This window comes from Acinetobacter sp. I-MWF (assembly GCF_025433935.1).
Lineage (GTDB): Bacteria > Pseudomonadota > Gammaproteobacteria > Pseudomonadales > Moraxellaceae > Acinetobacter > Acinetobacter guillouiae.
Map to the genome: position 1 here is coordinate 2,312,764 of NZ_JAMBAR010000001.1, position 20,217 is coordinate 2,332,980.

At 36.5% G+C, this 20,217-nt stretch carries 25 protein-coding genes; 7 read left to right on the forward strand and 18 right to left on the reverse strand.

Translation table 11 applies throughout. The annotated features are described in order from the left end of the window. Window positions 1-67 precede the first annotated feature (67 nt). A complete protein-coding gene (locus M2R48_RS10740) occupies window positions 68-1,000 on the forward strand; it encodes a LysR family transcriptional regulator (protein WP_262086103.1) in 933 nt (310 codons plus the stop codon). Window positions 1,001-1,194: 194 nt separating this feature from the next. On the opposite strand, the gene hpxO is transcribed toward M2R48_RS10740, so the two are convergent. After that, the gene (gene hpxO / locus M2R48_RS10745; RefSeq protein WP_004720327.1) at window positions 1,195-2,352 is read right to left on the reverse strand and encodes an FAD-dependent urate hydroxylase HpxO; all 1,158 of its coding nucleotides are present in this window, start codon (window positions 2,350-2,352) and stop codon (window positions 1,195-1,197) included. Between the two features lie 213 nt (window positions 2,353-2,565). Between hpxO and alc the strand changes: the two genes are divergently transcribed. Together alc and M2R48_RS10755 are read left to right on the forward strand one after the other, a co-directional pair. Beyond that, window positions 2,566-3,573: an allantoicase gene (gene alc / locus M2R48_RS10750; protein ID WP_262086104.1), complete on the forward strand. Its 1,008-nt coding sequence runs from the start codon at window positions 2,566-2,568 to the stop codon at window positions 3,571-3,573. A 4-nt stretch (window positions 3,574-3,577) separates the two neighbouring features. Next, window positions 3,578-4,072 (forward strand): ureidoglycolate lyase, encoded by a 495-nt coding sequence (locus M2R48_RS10755; protein ID WP_004720324.1) that lies wholly within the window; start codon window positions 3,578-3,580, stop codon window positions 4,070-4,072. A gap of 205 nt (window positions 4,073-4,277) precedes the next feature. On the opposite strand, the gene M2R48_RS10760 is transcribed toward M2R48_RS10755, so the two are convergent. From M2R48_RS10760 to ureE, 16 genes are all read right to left on the reverse strand, one after another. After that, window positions 4,278-5,000 (reverse strand): outer membrane protein OmpK, encoded by a 723-nt coding sequence (locus tag M2R48_RS10760; protein WP_105712585.1) that lies wholly within the window; start codon window positions 4,998-5,000, stop codon window positions 4,278-4,280. Between the two features lie 159 nt (window positions 5,001-5,159). Next, window positions 5,160-5,480: a hydroxyisourate hydrolase gene (uraH, locus tag M2R48_RS10765; RefSeq protein ID WP_262086105.1), complete on the reverse strand. Its 321-nt coding sequence runs from the start codon at window positions 5,478-5,480 to the stop codon at window positions 5,160-5,162. A gap of 33 nt (window positions 5,481-5,513) precedes the next feature. Beyond that, the gene (gene uraD / locus M2R48_RS10770; protein WP_262086106.1) at window positions 5,514-6,035 is read right to left on the reverse strand and encodes a 2-oxo-4-hydroxy-4-carboxy-5-ureidoimidazoline decarboxylase; all 522 of its coding nucleotides are present in this window, start codon (window positions 6,033-6,035) and stop codon (window positions 5,514-5,516) included. A gap of 129 nt (window positions 6,036-6,164) precedes the next feature. Further along, window positions 6,165-7,130 carry an allantoinase PuuE gene (puuE, locus tag M2R48_RS10775; protein ID WP_262086107.1) on the reverse strand — a complete coding sequence of 322 codons (966 nt, stop codon included), beginning with the start codon at window positions 7,128-7,130 and terminating at the stop codon, window positions 6,165-6,167. Window positions 7,131-7,210: 80 nt separating this feature from the next. Then, a complete protein-coding gene (locus M2R48_RS10780; protein ID WP_262086108.1) occupies window positions 7,211-8,269 on the reverse strand; it encodes a hypothetical protein in 1,059 nt (352 codons plus the stop codon). 15 nt (window positions 8,270-8,284) lie between these two features. Further along, window positions 8,285-8,866: a histidine phosphatase family protein gene (locus tag M2R48_RS10785; protein ID WP_004720306.1), complete on the reverse strand. Its 582-nt coding sequence runs from the start codon at window positions 8,864-8,866 to the stop codon at window positions 8,285-8,287. A gap of 108 nt (window positions 8,867-8,974) precedes the next feature. Continuing rightward, complete coding sequence (locus tag M2R48_RS10790; RefSeq protein ID WP_262086109.1) at window positions 8,975-10,009, reverse strand: hypothetical protein; 1,035 nt, start codon at window positions 10,007-10,009, stop codon at window positions 8,975-8,977. A gap of 208 nt (window positions 10,010-10,217) precedes the next feature. Beyond that, window positions 10,218-10,832, reverse strand: coding sequence for a lysozyme (locus M2R48_RS10795; RefSeq protein WP_262086110.1), 615 nt, complete (start codon window positions 10,830-10,832; stop codon window positions 10,218-10,220). 193 nt (window positions 10,833-11,025) lie between these two features. Beyond that, window positions 11,026-12,726: an urease subunit alpha gene (gene ureC / locus M2R48_RS10800; RefSeq protein ID WP_262086111.1), complete on the reverse strand. Its 1,701-nt coding sequence runs from the start codon at window positions 12,724-12,726 to the stop codon at window positions 11,026-11,028. Window positions 12,727-12,739: 13 nt separating this feature from the next. After that, a complete protein-coding gene (locus M2R48_RS10805; protein WP_151801394.1) occupies window positions 12,740-13,048 on the reverse strand; it encodes an urease subunit beta in 309 nt (102 codons plus the stop codon). A gap of 30 nt (window positions 13,049-13,078) precedes the next feature. Continuing rightward, on the reverse strand, window positions 13,079-13,381 hold the full coding sequence (gene ureA, locus M2R48_RS10810) for an urease subunit gamma (protein WP_004720298.1): 303 nt from the start codon (window positions 13,379-13,381) through the stop codon (window positions 13,079-13,081). Between the two features lie 100 nt (window positions 13,382-13,481). Then, window positions 13,482-14,351, reverse strand: coding sequence for an urease accessory protein UreD (locus M2R48_RS10815; protein WP_262086112.1), 870 nt, complete (start codon window positions 14,349-14,351; stop codon window positions 13,482-13,484). Between the two features lie 43 nt (window positions 14,352-14,394). Beyond that, complete coding sequence (locus tag M2R48_RS10820; protein ID WP_262086113.1) at window positions 14,395-14,961, reverse strand: HupE/UreJ family protein; 567 nt, start codon at window positions 14,959-14,961, stop codon at window positions 14,395-14,397. A gap of 79 nt (window positions 14,962-15,040) precedes the next feature. Further along, window positions 15,041-15,655, reverse strand: coding sequence for an urease accessory protein UreG (gene ureG, locus M2R48_RS10825; RefSeq protein WP_262086114.1), 615 nt, complete (start codon window positions 15,653-15,655; stop codon window positions 15,041-15,043). A gap of 57 nt (window positions 15,656-15,712) precedes the next feature. Further along, the gene (locus tag M2R48_RS10830) at window positions 15,713-16,378 is read right to left on the reverse strand and encodes an urease accessory protein UreF (RefSeq protein WP_262086115.1); all 666 of its coding nucleotides are present in this window, start codon (window positions 16,376-16,378) and stop codon (window positions 15,713-15,715) included. Next, window positions 16,365-16,847, reverse strand: a complete 483-nt coding sequence (gene ureE / locus M2R48_RS10835) for an urease accessory protein UreE (protein WP_004821691.1) — start codon at window positions 16,845-16,847, stop codon at window positions 16,365-16,367. Before ureE ends, M2R48_RS10830 begins: the two co-directional genes overlap by 14 nt. Window positions 16,848-17,218: 371 nt before the next feature. Here ureE and M2R48_RS10840 point away from each other — a divergent pair, with 371 nt between their 5' ends. Then, window positions 17,219-17,680: a universal stress protein gene (locus tag M2R48_RS10840; RefSeq protein ID WP_004720286.1), complete on the forward strand. Its 462-nt coding sequence runs from the start codon at window positions 17,219-17,221 to the stop codon at window positions 17,678-17,680. Window positions 17,681-17,715: 35 nt separating this feature from the next. Next, window positions 17,716-18,159 (forward strand): universal stress protein, encoded by a 444-nt coding sequence (locus M2R48_RS10845; protein ID WP_262086116.1) that lies wholly within the window; start codon window positions 17,716-17,718, stop codon window positions 18,157-18,159. Between the two features lie 143 nt (window positions 18,160-18,302). On the opposite strand, the gene M2R48_RS10850 is transcribed toward M2R48_RS10845, so the two are convergent. Beyond that, window positions 18,303-18,533, reverse strand: a complete 231-nt coding sequence (locus M2R48_RS10850; RefSeq protein ID WP_034616591.1) for a hypothetical protein — start codon at window positions 18,531-18,533, stop codon at window positions 18,303-18,305. A gap of 462 nt (window positions 18,534-18,995) precedes the next feature. Here M2R48_RS10850 and M2R48_RS10855 point away from each other — a divergent pair, with 462 nt between their 5' ends. Together M2R48_RS10855 and M2R48_RS10860 are read left to right on the forward strand one after the other, a co-directional pair. Next, window positions 18,996-19,475, forward strand: coding sequence for a CinA family protein (locus M2R48_RS10855; protein ID WP_262086117.1), 480 nt, complete (start codon window positions 18,996-18,998; stop codon window positions 19,473-19,475). 129 nt (window positions 19,476-19,604) lie between these two features. Then, window positions 19,605-20,078 carry a hypothetical protein gene (locus M2R48_RS10860; RefSeq protein WP_262086118.1) on the forward strand — a complete coding sequence of 158 codons (474 nt, stop codon included), beginning with the start codon at window positions 19,605-19,607 and terminating at the stop codon, window positions 20,076-20,078. Window positions 20,079-20,217 lie beyond the last annotated feature (139 nt).

Consider the following 20,217-nt stretch of genomic DNA (forward strand, 5'->3'; position numbering starts at 1 on the left):
TTTTAAATTTCCTTGATTTTCATTGCTTAGGAATAAGTCCGTGAAATATAAATAATGGACAGCCCATATGCCTGTGAATACAACTTTTTCACGATTTTCAGATTATTTTATTGCCGTTGCCAAGACAGGCAGCTTAAGAAAAGCAGCAGATCAACTCTATATTTCCGTCTCAGCGGTACATCGTCAAATCGCACTCGCTGAGGAAGAGTTTGGCATTGATCTGTTTGAACGTTTACCCAGTGGATTAAAACTGACGCTTGCTGGAGAGTTACTCTATGCGGATTTGATTAAGTGGCAAAAAGAATTTCAATTAACCCGTAATCGTTTTGATGAAATCCAAGGACTTTCTCGGGGAACAATTGATTGCGGATTGATTTCTGCACTTAGTGATGGCTTCGTTTTAGATTCAATTCAATATATGTATGACAACTACCCTTGGATTAATTTTAATTTTCATATCCAAGACAGTGAAACTGTGTCAAATATGATTATAGATGCTGAAATTGACTTTGGAATTTTATTAAACCCGAAAGACCATCATCAATTAGAGGTTTTATCTTTTGTTGAAATCCCAATCGGTTTTGTTTTGCCTAAAGACCACCCTTTAACAAAAAATGAGAAAGTTTATTTGTCAGATAGTGTCAACGATAAACACTTAATTCCTGGCGCTCCGTTAATTATTCATGATTATGTGCAGACCTTGTATAAGCACCATAAATTTAGCCCACAGCAGCACTTAGATTGTAATGACATTCGAATGATTATGTCATTAATTCAAAAGAATTTAGGCATTGGTTTATTGTCATTTATTGATGCATATCCATATTTAGAGCGTGACGAGCTGGTTTTTAAGCCGATTCGAGAAAAGGGTTTATATCCATTAACACTGGCTTTATGTGTTGCGCCCAAACGACAACTTTCACGCGTATCGCAAATTATGATTAAGCATCTTATTGAACAAATCGAAGCATTTAAGCTCAAGCTGATCCCTTATCAATAATCAGGTTTAGGTATGTTGTAATACAAATCATTGATTTAAAGAAATGAACAACAGCCCCTTAAGCAACAAAGCAAAGACGTGTAGCTGAGTGATGACTAACAATAACTCCCTAAACATATATGAATCAAAAGCATTAGATTTCCGATGCTGAATTTAGATTCAGTAATTTAAATTCAGCATCGACCTAGCAACATTTAATCTAAAGGATTTCCGATAATATTGCTGATAATGCCACGCATAATATGTGGGCCTTGTTCTTGACGTAAGTCTTGATACCACGCTTCGGTCACGGCCTCATCTTTCATATGGGTCACATCACAGCGCTTACGTGCACGTAATACCAGCTCATTGGCACGCTCATTACGTTTATTTTGATAACGTTTTAAGGCATCCTCTAAGCCTAATGTATTGATTTGCAAAGCGCGTGCTAAGTAAATTGCATCTTCCATGGCTTGGCAACCGCCTTGACCAATATCAGGCGTAGTACTGTGAGCTGCATCCCCCATAATCACCACCCGCCCTTTATAAAACTGGGTAAAAGGTTCAATATCATGAATTTCTACTCGATTGGTTTTTTGCTCATCAATCGCTTCAATTAAGTTTTGAACGGGCTGGCACCAGTCCTTAAAATATTGTTTAAAGAGTGTTTTATATTGGGCTTTACTGTTTTCTAAACCTACAGGCAATGGCACATCAAAAAAGAAGTAAAACCGTTGCTCTGCCACTGGCATAAGCGAAACACGTTTTCCCTCTCCAACAAAGGTGGTCCATTGATCTGCTTGGGCAAACTTATCTGAAATTTCGACTAAGCCATTCCAATTGACATAACCTGCATAACGACGTTCAACCTGCTCACCCAATACATACTGACGTGTCAGCGAATGTGTTCCATCAGCACCAATTAACAATGCTGTGGTGACTTCACTGCCATCTGCAAACTGAACTTTTATGTGTTGATCTACTTGTTCTAATGCAACCATTTTTTTCCCAAGATGAATATCGTCACGGCCAAATTCATCCATCAACATGTTTTGTAAATCTGCACGGGAAACTGGGTAAGGCCTTTGCCCGACCTCTTCAATCAAAGGCATTAAACTAAACTGAGTCATGTGCTCACCAGTTAAGCCATCGATATAGGCTAAATGATCCATTTGACCACCAAGTTTAGCAACTTGATCCGTTAAGCCTAAATAATTTAAACACTTAACACCATTTGACCATAAAGAAATAGCAGCACCTACAGCTAGAATTTGTTCAGTTTGTTCATAGATGGTGACCGAATGTCCGAATTTTTTTAGTGCAATACCTGCGGTTAATCCCCCCATACCTGCACCGATAATAGTAATCTCCATCTATTTCTCCTCTGTCTGTTTCTTTAACACTTATGACTAAAATGCTAAAAACGTGCCATTTATATAAAAATCACAACATTCCTTAAGCAAAGTTGGCATAGGCTATGCATGATGAGGACGCTAAGATATTGTTTTTATGAGTGCTTATTGAACTTTAAGTGCTGATATCAATCAATAAAATGATATGAATCGTAATATGAATGGTAAATAAATATGGCAACTTTACTTGCACCAAGTTTTGAGCTTCCTGCACATTTGCAACAATACAGCAATTTGGCAGATCCCCGAATTGGTACAAAAGTACTTGAATGTTCAGATGATTTTTTTGCAGAAGCACAACGAATGTTGCAATTTAATCCACCCATTTTTGTAGAAGATAAATTTGATGATCACGGCAAATGGATGGATGGATGGGAAACCCGCCGTAAACGCCATGCAGGCTATGACTGGGCAATTGTTAAATTAGGTGTTGCTGGAAAAATTACAGCATTTGATATTGATACCACTTTTTTTACGGGGAATTACCCTGCTTCTGCTTCAATTGAAGCCTGTTATGCACCAAATGGGGACTTAAGCAATACACTATGGCAGCCCATTCTAGATAATTCTGTTCTTGGCCCCAGCCAACATCATATTTTTGACATTAAAAATTCAGCAGTCTTTACCCATGTACGCTTAAATATTTTTCCTGATGGTGGTATTGCACGATTTCGCGTCTATGGTGAAGTGCAAATACAGATTCAAGATCGCCAACGTACATTAGATTTACTGGCACTTGAAAATGGTGGACGCGTGATTGCCTATAGTGATGCCCATTTTGGTCATCCTCGTAATTTGATCAATCCGAATCGTGGGATCAATATGGGGGATGGTTGGGAAACCAAACGCCGCCGTGCACCTGGATTTGACTGGTGTATTTTGGCACTCGGTCAAAGTGGTGTAATTGAAAAAATTGAAATCGATACCGCACATTTTAAAGGTAATTTCCCCGCTCAAGTATCGATCCAGGCGATATATATTGAAAATGCCACTGATCCACAATTGATTCCGCAAAGTATGTTTTGGCCATTTCTACTCAATGCTCAGGATATGCAAATGGACCATATTCATGATTATGTAGCAGACATTTTAAAACATGAAAAAATTTCACATATTCGTGTCAATATGATTCCAGACGGTGGCATTAGCCGTATCCGATTATGGGGTAAAATTGCAGAGTGATTTTATGAAATATATCCAAATTCAGCCATTAACTGCTGAAGCTTTTGCAGCATTTGGTGAGGTCATAGCCTGTGCTGGCAATGACTTTTTCCATATCAATGGCGCGCATACGGAACGCTATCATGCTTTATCCTTGGCTCAAGCGGCTAATGCTGAAGTCGGATTAAGTATTTTCCGTAATATTCAAAAAACCCAAGTGCCTTGTGAAATTCAAATGCTTGAACGCCATCCAATCGGTTCACAGGCATTTATCCCGATGCAAGGTCAATCCTTCTTGGTTGTTGTTGCAGCGGCTTTAGATCAGGATCAACCTGATCTTGATCATATTTATGCCTTTATAAGCAATGGCCAACAGGCTGTAAACTATCGTGCAGGCACTTGGCATCATCCGTTATTGACGCTTGAAGCACCCAGCGACTTTGCTGTAATCGATCGGATTGGTGAGGGTCACAATTGTGATATTTTTCACTTTAATGAAAATATTGTCCTGACCTTATAATCACCATTTCATAACAGCAAATAAAAAATGCATGGATCAAAACATTCACACTAAAAGTGCTGAAGAGTGTTGAGATAAGACTTCACCCTATGTTGTTAAAAAAACCAGCACAACATTATTCTGTGTTACGCTGGTTTGGAAAATTTATCTTAAGCTTATCTCAATCCTATCATGCATTTAAAAACATGATCAGATAAAGATCATTTTAAAAATGATATTTAATTAAGGCACTGACATTATTTTCATCTTTGCCTGAGATGCCGTATTTATTATTCCAAACAGAATACTCAACGCCTAAATACAATTTCGTATCTGGTGAAATATGTTTACCCGCATTCCATTTCCACTGGGTGGTCCAGTTTAACTCACTGGCATGATCATCTTCAGCGGTTGACCAATCCAGAAAACCATCAACAAGAAAATCTTCTGATGCAATTTTGAAAGGCACACCAAAAACAAAAGTCAGCTGATAATCATCATTTGTGTTCTTGTAATTGTCTGCTTTATAAAAGTTTAGTTGTGCATATTGGAAATATGGAATCGCCAAATCTACCCCGATCCCATACAAATAATTGTTAAACCCTTCACCGCCTTCCCATGTTGTGGCAATAAGAACGTCTTTGATTGGCCCTGCTTCTAACTTATGCCCTGAAATCGCGCCTAAGCTCAATCGTGGTGAAACTTCAAAATAGGTTTCATTGCCTGAAACATCATTATTGGTACGATCCGCAAATGCAAAGAAGTCCCCATATTTTAATTTGGCTGCATATTCAAAAGTAATGGTCGATTGATCATCTTCCCGAGCAATTAATTCATAATTTTTTCCATATAATCCAGTAATGCTAAAGTCTTGCCAAATAGGCGCAGCATGAGTACTAAAAGCGGTGCAAACGAAAGTTGAAAGCGCAGCAAATTGTGTTAATTTCATTTTATAAATTCCCCATCAGAAATAGCGGTAAACACCTGCGTGAATAAGCAAAAACAAAGCCAATTTTTTACACTTGGTCAAAATTTCATAAAAAAGCCCAAATCAATGGGCCTTAAAATCATGAAAAAAACGAGTTCTATAAATCTAGTTCTATAAAAGCTAGCTTCCACGATACGTGGAATAAGCAAAAGGGCTAATTAATAGAGGAATATGATAATGTTGTGCAATATCAAGGACTGAAAAATGAATCACAACTTTTGGGAAAAACGTTGCTAAGGCTAAACGGTCAAAATATTCAGCAGTATAAAAAACCAAACTATAATCCCCTGTTTTAATGCCACTTAAATTAAAATCTGCTACCCGCCCATCTTCATTGGTCCTTGATTCTGCAACAATATTGTCTTGGCTATCTAATATTTTTATCAGAACATTTATGGCAGGTTTGCCAAGATGCGTGTCTAAGATATGGGTACTGATCATGTTATTTCCTTTCTAAACATTATTTTAATGCAATCAATCATTTAAGCTTTCATTTTCACTCAGTTCTTGATTGAGTCTTAACATTGCAATTTCACCAAGTTGTTGTTTAACAATACGCTGTTCTGTTTCAGGATCATTTAATAAACGATATTTCAGTGCTTGTAGAATTTCAGTCTGATCTAAGCCCATAGCACGAATTAAAAAAATATGACCAAATTTCTTTTCATAAGCAATATTGCCTTGCAATAAAGCATGTTGTGTTTCAGTGCTCTGTTTTATTGCTGATTGCTCTTGATGAGAAAATGCTTGCTCTTTTTCACTCAGCACTGCCTGAGCCTTTTTTTCACCGATCCGTGGGTGTGTCACTAATGCATTTGCAATTTCTAACCATGTCCAAGTTGAGGCTTGTGCTTTTGCAAAATCCATTAATGCTTGAGTGTTGACAAATGGACGTTGTGACAAAATTTCATCTGACCAACGTTGAATGTGCACACAATGCTTGAGCAAGGTTGTAAGCTCTTCTGATGATGCTTGATTAAATTCTTCTATTTTCACGAATAATACCTATGCTTGATTTCGCTAAAATTTTCAAACACTTTTATATAAACTTTGCTGTGCGCTTTACTGCATTCAATTAAAAATAAAGTGCTTACCTTATTAAAAGCCACATCCTAATACCTACAATTATGCGGCAGGATGGTGTTTAAACCAATGTTCAGCGATATCGCCACGACGACAGATCCAGACTTTTTCATGTGCCTGTATATAATCTAAAAAACGCTGTAATGCTTTAAAACGACCGGGACGTCCCAAAATACGACAATGCATTCCAATCGATAGCATTTTCGGCTCAGTTTCACCTTCTGCATAAAGTACATCAAAGGCATCTTTTAAATATTGGTAAAATTGCTCGCCACTGTTAAAACCAGCAGGCGCGCAGAACTTCATATCATTACTTTCTAAAGTATATGGAATGATCAGGTGCGGGCGGCTTTGGCCTTGTAAATTGGTTAAACTTGTCCAAAATGGCAAATCATCACCATAGTAATCGCAGTCATATTTGATCTGTGGAAATTCAGCCAATAATTTACGCGTATTTGGGCTATCCCGCCCTGTATACCAACCCATTGGTGTACTGCCAAATAAGGTTTCTAGAATGCTGATTGCTTGATCAATATGCTGACGTTCCGTTTCAATATCTATATTTTGGTAATTTAGCCAACGCTGTCCGTGTGAAACCACATCGTAATGGGCTTGTTGAATGGCTTCGACAATATATGGATTACGTGCCAGCGCCATGCCCACTCCAAATATGGTCATGGGTAAGTTACGCTTTTTAAACTCATGATGAATACGCCAGAATCCTGCACGAGCGCCATATTCATACATCGAATCCATCGACATATGCTTGTCGGGAAAACTTGCTGCTCCCACAATATCAGATAAAAACTGCTCAGAACTGGCATCACCATGTTCGATATGGTTTTCAGCACCTTCTTCATAGTTAAGAACAAACTGTACTGCTATTTGGGCTTGATTAGGCCATGCTACTTTAGGTACTTGGCCGTGATAGCCAATGAGATCTCGTGAATAGGGAGTATTTTGGATTTGGTCTATTAAGTCTTGCCCACGTAAATAAGTTTTACTCACTCAAACCGCCTTTAAACTTTTCAATCACCATTTTTTAGTGTGAATGATCAAGCAGTTTTTATGCCAATCTCACTCATGTTTTAGTCAACGGGTTGGAAAGTTAGCTGCATGTGATGACTTTTTCCATTGAAAATATAGTGGTGTTTTCCAATTTGAAAACTTTGATTAGGTTGAAGAGCACTTTCCTGCTGAGTACGTACAATCATCGTATTACTTTCATTCGATTCTTTTAACAAGAATTGATAAATTTTATCCGTCATCTCTGCATCTAATAATTTATGCTGGATTCTATTTTGTAGATATTGATCTAAACGTTTTGTATAAAGTTCTATAAGTTTTTTATCACCAGAACTAAAAATGCGATCAAAATTATTTAAAGAAGCCACCTCTTTATTTACTGAGCTTAATCCTGTGGTTTTAATTGCACCCACTTCAAATTGATCAGTGCGTTCAAAAACCAGATTCAGACTTTCGAGATTGTCTGAAAAATTTGCTTCTTGTTGTGAATATTGTTCATAGATATCACGAAAAAGTTTTTGATATTCATAGGATATAGATGCGTAATCATAAAGATTAAAGTATTGCGTCTTACTTACATCAGCTAAGTATTCAGCACATTTTTTCCCACATTGTTGTTTTTGTTGTTGACTGATTGCATTGGTCACTAAGTACTGTGTATAAAATTGATGCGCATCATCTAGATATTGAATCTTATGTGTCCATTTATATTTCACCAAACTTGCATCACCTGCTGCAAGGTAGGTTTCATATCTCAGGATTTTTCTCTCTTTTGGTAAATCTTTCTCCCATAAGTCACGATATTGATTCAAAATTTTAACGCCCGATATGGTGAAATCAGATGCAGCTAAAGCACAATTTTTATCTTCTAAATAACCCAAAAAATCTGAAACAAAAATAACATCCATCGAATACACATCTATTTTTTCAGAATTTGAGCGATTTAAAAATTTATGCAACATGTTAAGAGGCATATAGCTTTCAAGCCCCTTACATTCTGTTTCAAGAGGTTGCGCAAATTGAGTTAAATCTGACTTTAAAGCCACAATATCTGCATATGTAGATACAGGTATAAACATAAAAACCGTCAATAGAGCAATTTTTCTTATTATAAAATTCATGCTGTTAATCTCATTTTATTTAAAAATAAAAAACTCTGTATTGTCTAATTGATGATTTAACAATGCATAACGAAAATCACGCATTAATTGCGATGATAATTCTCGCTTTTGCTCTACCAGCATTTTCAATAACTGTAAAAACTGACCATGACTAAATACCAGTAAATGATCATGTTGATAGTGTGCTTTTAACGAATCCAAGTGCGAAATAAAGTCCGTAACGCGTTGATAAAAATTGGCAAAAGATTCAGCACCTTCACTTGTCACTAGGTTCACATCTGCTTGGTTCCAATAATCATCGACCCAAGGTTTTCGTTCCTCTAAAGTGGTATTTTTACATCGCGTATCGGATAAGTAAGAAAACTCCTGAATATCCAAAACTTGAGGGGTAATCTGATCTCGTAATAAAATTGGTTCAGCTGTTAGACGTGTACGGAGGAATGGAGAGATAAAAATCTGCTTTGCTGGTGGTAAAACATCAACAAGTTTTTGCGCCTGTTTATGTCCATATTCGGTTAAGGGAATACTTGCATGTGACTCAGTTTTACCGTTTACATTACCTAAACTTTGCGCATGACGGATTAAATAAATACTCATAAGATTCTCTTACCTCACCTTTATTTTAAAAATAATCAATAATTTTTAGTCAATCAATTTATAACTCATATTTTAATCATCATTTTTGAAGATTAATCATCCAGAATTTTAGTTAGAAAAATTTATCGGCTCCATAATTAGTTTTAACTTATTGTCTGAAACTATAAAACTATAAATGTGCTGACCTAATTGATAACTTGTTACACTTTTGCTTTTAGTCTCATGTGTACCTAGATATTCAACCTTTGTGTACAAGTATCTGCTTTCTTTGCTTAAAATCTCATATATATTTTCTATCATGCGATCATCAAGAATATTGTTTTCAATACGATATTTTATATAAGCATCTAGTTTTGCATAGAAAATATTTTTAATGTTTCGATCATCAATTTTAAAAATGAATTTAAAGTTTTCAATTGATGCAATTTCGAAGGGGAAAGAATTTAAACCTGTTTTTTTTATATATTTGATTTCAAAATCATTAGTTAAATCAGATATTTCTTGAAGTTGTGTGATCTGCTGTTCTGTTTTTTTAAAATTTTTATAATGATGTTGAAATAGATCATGATATGCCATTAAAATACCTACATAATGAAGAGGAAGATAAAATCCATGATCTTCTTTTAGATATACATAATCTTTACATAACTCTCCACATCGGCTTTTCTCATTTTTTGAAATAATATTTCTATTTAAATAAATATTAAAATTTTCTTGAGCTTGTTGTAATTTTTGGTTATCCATCGTCCAAGAATACTCAATTAAATTAGCATAACCTGCTTGCCTATAAACTTCATTATCCAACATTCTCTCTATATGATATTTATCTTTAAAATATTTTTCTTTAATTGAAATACCATTAGCTGAAAATTTACTTGCTGCCAAAGCACAATTTTTATCTTTTATAAAAAGTAAAAAATCTGAATTAAATATAAACATAAGATCATATACATGAATATCACTTCCTTTTGAGTCATTTAAGAAGTTATTCAAATTTTTTATTGGTCTATAATCATCTTCATTTTTACATGCTATTAATAAATCTTGGCTTATTAAATTTAATTCAGACCGCACATCAGCATACGCAAATTTATTCATCCCTATAAAAGCAATAAAAATTGCTATTTTTAATACTCTAATCATCAAATTGGCCCTTATATTTTTCTCTTTTTTGATATTTTAAAAATCCTCTTCATTTTCAAAAGGCTTTTTTCATCAGCTCTTTTTTAAATCATAAATTAACATAAAAGCCCCCTCATCCTAGCCTTCTCCCCCAAGGGAGAAGGAACCTTCTATAGCTATATGATTCACTCCAGATGATCATTTTTTAATTTAGCAAAGAGGTTTAAAATTATGAGTTAAATAAGAGTTTCTCTACTGCTCTTCGGTTTACTAAACCTTGTACTGTTTTGCCACCAGCTTTGATCCAAACATCAAATTGATGACTGGCAGCGTGATAATCAGAGGCATTCAATAATTTTAATAAGGTTGAGTTTTTAAAAGCACCAATACCAATGTTATAGCTCAATGAAACCAATGCATCAAACTGATTTTGATTTAACGGCACATTTACAGCAGCAGTTACTGCTTGCTCAAAACGTCTAAGGTCATATTGCATATAGTTTTTTGCTTGTTCAATGGTACAAGTATCACCATACTGAACAGCTTTTCCATGCGGATAAATCGTTGTTCCATAACCGATGGTACACACACCAACACCATCATCATAAGCTTTAAGCTCTAATCCCTCAAAACCACAAATCAAATCCACGCCTTGAGGACTTACCTGAGTAATTTGATCTTGTGCAAAGCCAATGACATTCGTATCAGAATCAATAGCGACACCGATATTTGAATTGGAATAATCAGCCCTATGTTTATTCAATTCGCGCTGCTGTTGATTCAATGGTTTTGAAAACAACGTAGAAAATAACTTGGAAAAAAATTTAGACCAAAATTGCGTCATCAATAAAACTCAAAAAAAAAGAAAAAGGTTATATCGCTGTACCTATACCACCCAATATTAAACATAGCTTTTTGAATAAATAAAGTTGTCTTTGGTTGCATTGGGTATAGATCTATTGATTTTAAATAGAAAAACTCCGCTCTTATCATAAGAAAGGAGTTTTATCTTCTTGTTGCTGTTGATATATATAAAATTAAAACAAGAAATAACGCTGTGCCATTGGTAATACTTCAGCAGCTTCACAAGTTAGATGTACACCATCTGCACGAACTTCATAGGTTTCAGGATGCACATCCATCACAGGACAATAGCTATTATGCTTCATGTCTTGTTTAGTGATGTTTCTGGTATTTTTACAAGGTGAAATTAACTTCTTTAATTGTAATTTTTCAGCAACACCAAGTTCAATTGCGGCCTGTGACAAGAAAGTAATACAGGTATTATGCACGCCTCTTGGATACGCCCCAAACATTGGACGGTAATGTACCGGTTGTGGTGTAGGAATTGAGGCATTAATATCCCCCATTGGCGCTGCCGCAATCATTCCACCTTTAATGATCATTGAAGGCTTTACCCCAAAAAATGCGGGTTTCCACAACACCAAATCAGCAAGTTTCCCTTCTTCTATAGAACCAATTTCGTGGCTTAAACCATGAGTAATGGCGGGATTTATTGTATATTTTGCAATATAACGCTTCACCCGATTATTATCATGATACTGATTATCGCCTTCTAATGGCCCACGTTGCACTTTCATTTTATGCGCCGTTTGCCAAGTGCGTAAAATCACCTCACCCACACGGCCCATAGCTTGAGAGTCAGAAGACATCATTGAAATTGCGCCGAGATCTTGCAAAATATCTTCTGCGGCAATCGTTTCGCGACGAATACGACTCTCAGCAAATGCGACATCTTCAGCTATCGCTGGATCTAAATGGTGGCAGACCATGAGCATGTCTAAGTGTTCATCAATGGTATTGATGGTATATGGGCGGGTTGGATTGGTTGAAGATGGTAAAACATTTGCCTGACCAATGGCTTTTAAAATATCAGGTGCATGACCACCACCCGCACCCTCAGTATGATAAGTGTGAATAGTACGATTTTTAAATGCCCCCAGTGTTTCTTCAAGGAAACCACTTTCATTTAAAGTATCAGTATGAATCGCCACTTGTAAATCATATTTATCTGCCACAGTTAGACAATTATCAATTGCAGCAGGGGTAGAACCCCAATCTTCATGCAATTTCAGCCCCACCACACCCGCTTTAATCTGCTCCGCAATCGGTTCAGGTTGACTCAAATTACCTTTACCCAATAAGCCAATATTCATAGGTAAATCATCAATGGCTTGCAGCATGGTTGAAATATGCCATGGCCCCGGTGTTACTGTTGTTGCCGATGTTCCTGCAGCAGGACCAGTACCACCACCAATCATGGTCGTTGTCCCCGACATTAACGCTGTTTCAACTTGTTGGGGGCAAATCCAGTGAATATGGGTATCTATTCCACCTGCTGTAAGTATTTGCCCTTCTCCGGCAATCACTTCGGTTGCCGCACCCAGTGGAATGGTAATGTCAGGTTGAATATCTGGATTGCCAGCTTTACCTATTTTCCAAATTCGCCCATTTTTTAATCCCACATCGGCTTTAATAATTCCCCACCAATCGACAATCAATGCGTTGGTAATCACCGTATCGGCAACATCTGCTGCAAGTAATTGAGATTGTCCCATCCCATCGCGAATTACTTTGCCACCACCAAATTTAACTTCTTCACCATAGGTGGTGAGGTCTTGTTCAACTTCTATAAAAAGTTCGGTATCTGCTAAACGTACTCGATCCCCAACGGTAGGACCAAACATTTCAGCATAAGCTCGACGTGACATTTTCATTTTGATTATCCTTTTAGTCCAACTTACCCATCACACGCCCTGCGAAACCATAGACTTCACGTTTTCCGACCAGTGCAACGATTTCTACATCACGTCGCTGCCCCGGTTCAAACCGAACCGCTGTACCAGCCGCAATATTTAAACGAAAACCTTTGGCACGTTCACGATCAAATTGCAAAGCATCGTTGGCTTCATAAAAATGAAAATGTGAACCCACTTGAATTGGCCGATCACCTATATTTGACACTGAAATTTTCAGTACTTCACGACCAACATTCATTTCAATATCACAATCAGGTGTAATAATTTCGCCAGGGATCATATGCTTATCCTAATTTTGAAGAAGTGTTCTCTATACAATCGGTTGATGGACTGTGACGAGCTTCGAGCCATCTGGAAAAGTAGCCTCTACCTGCACTTCGGCAATCATCTCAGGCACACCCTCCATCACATCATCACGACTGAGTAAAGTGGTACCAAAATGCATCAACTCACTGACAGTCATTCCATCTCGTGCACCTTCAAGCAATGCTGCAGAAATAAATGCAATAGATTCAGGATAATTGAGTTTTAATCCACGTGCTTTGCGACGTTCTGCAACTAAACCCGCTGTAAAAATCAGCAGTTTATCTTTTTCAGTAGGATTGAGTTCCATATGTATTTCCTAAAGTTCTCACATTTTTTTATGCAAAATATGTGCTCAGTTTTAAATTAAACACGCAGATTTTGTTTCTAAAAGGTGATCTTTAAATGAATCAAGTTCGCCAAATGCGTGGAAATGCTTCATCCAAATCAAACCAATATCGCCTTAATCTGGCGCGAATTGCTGCAAAAGCATCATGACAATGTCGAACATCATCGCCTAAAAAACGTGCATTGATGACATCACCCAATAAAGTTAACCTTACAGGCATATCTATTCTCATCATCAACTCACGAATTAAATCGATATGTGCCTCTAAATAAATGTTTGCTCGGAATTTTTCAGGAGGAACTGCCCATAAACTCCCCATAACGGCATGATTATTCATTCCTAAACAAGAACTTAGCCAACGATCATTGCCTTTAAAACTCAATGTGTCTGCCACCAGTAATTGCTGATTTCGCCATAATTTAAAATGACTGTGATAAGCACCAGATTGAAATTTTTCATCTCGAGCTTGACGACCAATTACCAACATATCCCAACCGATAAAGCTTGCTGTCTGATCAAGCTGAATCAATGTTTCTGAGTGGGCATTGGCACCATCAAATAACATGGTTTCTTGAGGAAGCCATTCAAACACAGCATTGTGTTTAACTGAGATATGGATATGTTGATAAGCTTGTTTGCCATTGGTCCGATACCATTTACCAGCACCTGGGGTTGTGACTAAGGCATGGGCAGCAGCATCTACACTGATCTCAAATGTTAAATGATCACCGCCTGCAATACCCGCAGGCGGATGGACAATAATCGCATGACAAATTCCAGTTTTTTCTGGCCACAGCATCTTTTGCACACGCACAGGTCCAAAATGTCTACGATGCGCCAATACCGTTCGCTCAGTTTGCGCCTGAAAACCCAATTCGAGTTTGGCATACCAAAGGCGCTGATCAGGAAGATGTTCTACTAAACTTATCATGACCGCCTTTATAAATTGATATCCGCAAGTAAGCGCTTAAACATTAAGCCAAACCAATAACCGCTACGATTGCAGCCAAAGTACCAACAATTTTCTTGCCATATGGAACGTACTTTTTGATAAAAGCACCAATGCCTAATCCACCCGCATAGATCAATGCCATTGCTGTCACCATACCTAAAATCAGTAAGCTGGCATGACCTGATTGGCCTAATTCAGCACCATGTGCAACGCCGTGAAAACTTGCCAATAGAACTGCTGCGATAGGTAAAACTTGATTTGTTTTTGTCCAAAGTGCAACAGCCAATAAAATCAATGACGCAATGATGCCGTACTCAGCAACTGGTGATGGAATAAATCCTTCGCTACCGATCATAAAGCCAATCACCATCGCTAAAGCTAACCCAATCAAGCCGAAAAGCTTCCAGCGTTGATTTGCCGTCCACATCAATACACCAAATGCGATTGCCATCATCAAATGATCTAAACCTGTAAATGGATGAATAAAGCCTGCCCAAAAACCGGTATGGTGATCATGTCCAGGATGAGCTAAAGCCAATACAGGTAAATATGCAGCACATGCCATCAGACTGTATCTTAAAAAACGCATTCGAATTCTCCTTTGATTATTTTTCAATTCAAATAGTTACAATTATTTTTAATATCGCGACTAAGCTTTGATCGCTAGGCTAAACCTTAAATAAACCTTGTTTCTCAATAAAATCAATGATTTGCTTTAAACCATCTTGAGTTTTCATATTTGAAAATAGAAAAGGTTTGTCACCGCGCATGCGTTTTGCATCTTGATCCATCACATCGAGATTTGCACCGACCATTGGGGCTAAATCTGTTTTGTTAATAATCAATAAATCCGACTTGGTAATGCCGGGACCACCTTTACGCGGGATCTTTTCACCACCTGCAACATCAATCACATAAAGGGTTAAATCAGATAATTCGGGACTAAACGTAGCGGCTAGATTATCTCCACCACTTTCAATAATAATCAGCTCTAAACCATCAAATTTTTCACAAAGATCATCAATTGCAGCCAAGTTAATTGAAGCATCTTCACGAATTGCAGTATGTGGACAACCACCTGTCTCAACACCAACAATACGTTCTGGTGACATCGCTTCATGACGAGTTAAAAAATTAGAATCTTCTTTGGTATAGATATCGTTGGTCACAACTGCCATATTATATTTATTGCGTAAAGCAAGGCATAAATTCAGGGTTAATGCTGTTTTACCTGAACCAACAGGACCACCTATTCCAACACGTAAAGGGCTACGTTCTGTCATCTTTTTTTCCTTTTCTATGCTTCATTCTCAATAAAAATAGCGAATGAAGCGTGTCATTTATGATCTGAATAATCGTGAATATAAAGTTTCATGCGACATACTTAACATCGCATAATTGGGCAAAGTACTACTTAACTCATCATCTTCTAAGGCCAAGGCACGCACTACCGCTTGAGGAATTAAGCCATGTAAGTGCCACAAAATTCTTTGACCACTCATTTGCCCTAAAGGGACAGTTTTAACCGCACCTAGCACTTGGTTTTCTAAAACAGTAAAGCTATATGCTGTCAGCACATCCACCAGATTAAGTTTTAATGTTCCGCATAAATGTGCATAAACAGGGACAAAACCAAACTGCTTTTTAATCTCAGGTTGCTGTTTTAAAACATCACGAATCCAAGCATTCAAAGAAAATGCCAACTGCTGAGATTCAGCCCGTAATTCTTTCGACTCGCGGCTCGCTTTATAAAAGTTAGCCCAATTTAAAAATTCTGCTTCATCTAAATAATGTTGCATCAGACGTTTTAAAACGGGGAGTTCAAACCTAACCAGCAACATTTCCAGTACTTCTTCAAAATAAGCAATACTGCTTGCTTCATCATGAATCAAACCTTGATCAATCGCACTTTCCACCCCTTGCGAATAACAATATGCACCTATAGGTAAAGCTGTCGATGACAGGGTCAATAGACTTAATAGTTGCGATGCATTAGTGATGGACATGATGTAAAGCCTTAATCGGGCTTAAACGATGATCATGCTGATGTTGTGCATATGCACCACTTTCAGGTTCAAATGGATGTTCAACTTCATCTACTGTCAGCCCTAAACCTTGGATCATTTCTGCAAGGACATGATCAGGTTCAAAATAAAGTGCTGTTGGAGTAAGCATTAACGGAACATGGCGATTTCCCAGATGATATGCAGCTTTAAGTAAATCAAAACTATGCAGTGCCGAAACTTGCATTAATTTTTCAGCTTTGGCATCTACACGTAACACTTCACCTTGTTCAGTTGCAATATAAGAACCACTACGCAAAATGCCTGTACGTGGTAAATCCGCACCAATATCGTGCCCATTATTTAAAGTTGCACGAAAACGGCTCTTTTGCCGAGTATCAAAAGTCAATTCAATACTTTCAGCCTCAATGTTTGACTCTATATGGTCTAGACGTTGCGTATAAATTTTCATATTGATCCACTTTTCTATGGCACTTGATTTAAAATGTTCCAAATTGATGCCAAAATTTTATTCATAAATATCGGTTTGCATTAAATTAAAGCATTTATCATGCCAGTTTTTAGAATCGTAAGAATTCAAACTGCATCTTATTTAGAACGCCAGCCTAAAACCTGAGATCAAATTTACAGGAGTGAGATTTCAATAAAAAATCAGAACAATTAAACGTTACAAAATAAAACCATAATAAAATTATGTGTATTTCACAAAAGCTTGAAATAACACACTTTTGATCAACTAAAATTCTCATGGACAATTTGCGACTAACAGCGCAATGTGTTATCAATGAATAAATAATCAGACAAAAAAGGGAGAAACTTATAATGGCTTATCAACACATCCTTCTTGCTGTAGATGACTCTCCTATTTCTTATGCTGCACTTGAACATGCAGAAAAACTTGCACTTGCTTTTAACTGTAAAATTACTGTGATGAGTGTGATCGCAGTTGATCCTTTTAAAGGCGTCGATTTTTATAAAATAGCGCCTGCTGTAACTCAATATTTATTTGAAGCTGAAAAAAATGCTTTAGCACGTTTAAAAGATATTCAAGAAACTTTAGTTCACCATGGTGTAACAACAGTAGATACCAAAGTGGTACGTGAAGTGCCTCCTGCTACTGGAATTTTAGATGTTGCAGATGAACTGAATGTGGACCTTATTGTAATGGGTTCTCATGGACGTACTGGTCTGAAGAAATTCTTCTTAGGGAGCGTTGCACAAGAAGTGTTGTCGATTTCTCCACTGCCTGTGTTGATTATTAAATCTACCCAAGAAGAAGCTTAATTTTTATTTGAAATGTTAATTAAAAAGGTGTGATTATGACTTATCAAAATATTCTTGTCCCAGTTGACGGTTCTGACATTTCTTTTTCTGCATTAAAACATGCTGCTGCGATTGCAAAAGCCTTTGGAAGCAAAGTCACTGCGATCAGTGTCGTTGCTGAAGACCCTTTTGCTGCTGCTGATTTTTACTATTCGCCAGATATGTTAAAAGATTACATTCAAGAAGCAATTAAAAATGCGGAAGAAGGTTTGGGCAAAGCCAAACAATTGGCTGAACAGCAAGGTGTTCAAATTGATACACAAGTCGTGAGAGACTCGGTTGCAGCTGAAACCATCATTAAAACTGCTGAATCATTACATACAGATTTAATTATTATGGGATCGCATGGTCGTAAAGGCTTCCAAAAGTTTTTCTTAGGCAGTTTTGCGCAAGATGTACTGGGTCAAACCAAACTTCCTGTATTGATTGTCAAACAGTGATTGATTAGGGTCTATTAACCGTTCATAAATGATTTGCGTTGTAGATGAATTGTCAAACGCCCCTAAAAACCAAATAAATAAAACCCAGTTTAGCTGGGTTTTATTTATGCAATGTCCATATCAAAGATAACTTGGGGAAACTATTAAACCGCGATAACTTTGACTAAAATGGTTTGAGATTCTTCAAAATCATCAAAAATTTGCTTACGGCTAAGTTCTTTGGACTTTACTTTAAAATTATGATTTTGATAGTGGATGACCTCAGGTATTTGATCAAAATAATTTCCTTCGGCTTCAATACTTTCTTCAAATAAGGCTGTGCCAAGCTGATATTCTCTACTTTTTAAGACAACATACTTAACAGTCGTTTTCATCATTCGCACTCCATTTTCATATGCACTTTATTTTTATTTATATCACTTTTTGGCGCGTTTGAAATATAAAAATTCATCATATTGCATAGTAATTCTACAATTGGCCCAAAAAAGTAAAACCCACCTGTTGAGAAGTGGGTTGACTGCATATTTACAGACTTTACGCTGATTATTCTTTTAACTTTCTGTGATTGTTATTTGATGCTTATTCTTAGTTTTTGTTGTTTTGTGCCATCATTATGGCAAATAAATATGACAAGCTTATTTCAACTCAGCGTTCTTTTGATTTATTTTGTCTTTGATAAATCATATAAGCTAATATTCTGATTTATATATAAAAATATCCGAAAAATTAAATCCATGGCTCAATATGCTTATTTTTTATTTGGTTTTCTTGCAAATTCCCTCAATTCACTTATAGTTAAATTGTTGAATATAAATAATTAATTTAGAGTCATACCAATGCTTTTAAAACAATGTTGTGATCTGCTTGAAAGAAAGAATTTAACAGTCGCATTTATTGAAAGTGCAAGTTCTGGTTATTTATCCAGCCAATTTTCGATCTATAAAAACAGTGGTGCAGATATTTTATTAGGCGGTTTAGTCAGTTACGACCCCTCTATTAAAATTTCAATTTTACAAGTTGATCCATCCCTCATCAAAAAATATAGCGCTGAATCAGTTGAAGTGACTAAAGCAATGGCAATTCAAGGGAAAAAGCTCTTTAGCACTGCAGATATCATTGTCAGTTGTACGGGCTTACTTAAACCTGGTGGGAGTGCTAGTATTGAAAAACCAGAAGGTACTTTCTTTATCTCAATCTATTATCAAAACACATTGTCGAATTTTAAATATTTTATTGAAGGTGAGCCGTTGACTCGTTTAAATCAATTAACTGAAAATGTTGCAGAGGAAATATTAAAAATCTTAAATTTTGTTTAAGATTTATGCTATGTCTTAACTGAAATACAAATTACTGAAATATTTAATTCACTTTTTAACTAAAAAGCGGTAAATTTTACATAGATTATCAACATATCAATAACACAAATGAACTTATTAGGAAGCGGTATGAAACTTCAATTTGCGGTAATTTCTTCTTTAGCATGTTTAACTTTGGCGGGTTGTGCTGGCTCTTATCCAGAAAGAGTTGTTACAAAAGGCCCTTTAATCTGTGAAGCAAATGAAGTTTGCCCTGAACTTTCTATGCGTTGGAAAGATGAAGTCCGTGATGGATTTAAAATCACAGCAGAAATTAACAATCCAACAAAATATGATATTACCCAATTTGTCTTTTTAGTAGATGGTCAGCCATATACATATTCAACCATTAATACCACACAATATGCGGGTACAGTTTCATCAAACTCGATTAATGTTCCTGTCAGCTTTCTTAACTCATTCCGTAATGGTAAAGAAATTTCACTTAAATTGGTAACCAATCAGGGTGATGTTGAACGTCCAATCTTAAAGGCAGATGGTCAACAGTCTTCTGCGTATCTCACTTTCTTAAAGGGTTATACAGGTCAAATTGTTACTCAATAAGACTGAGCAGTATAGATATAAAAAACCAGACAAAATGTCTGGTTTTTTTAACTCAAAATCTTTAACTTAAAATAATGAGCTAAGCCCATTAAGCTAAATTTGTTGAGCAATAACTCTATTAAGTAAAAAACAAATCATT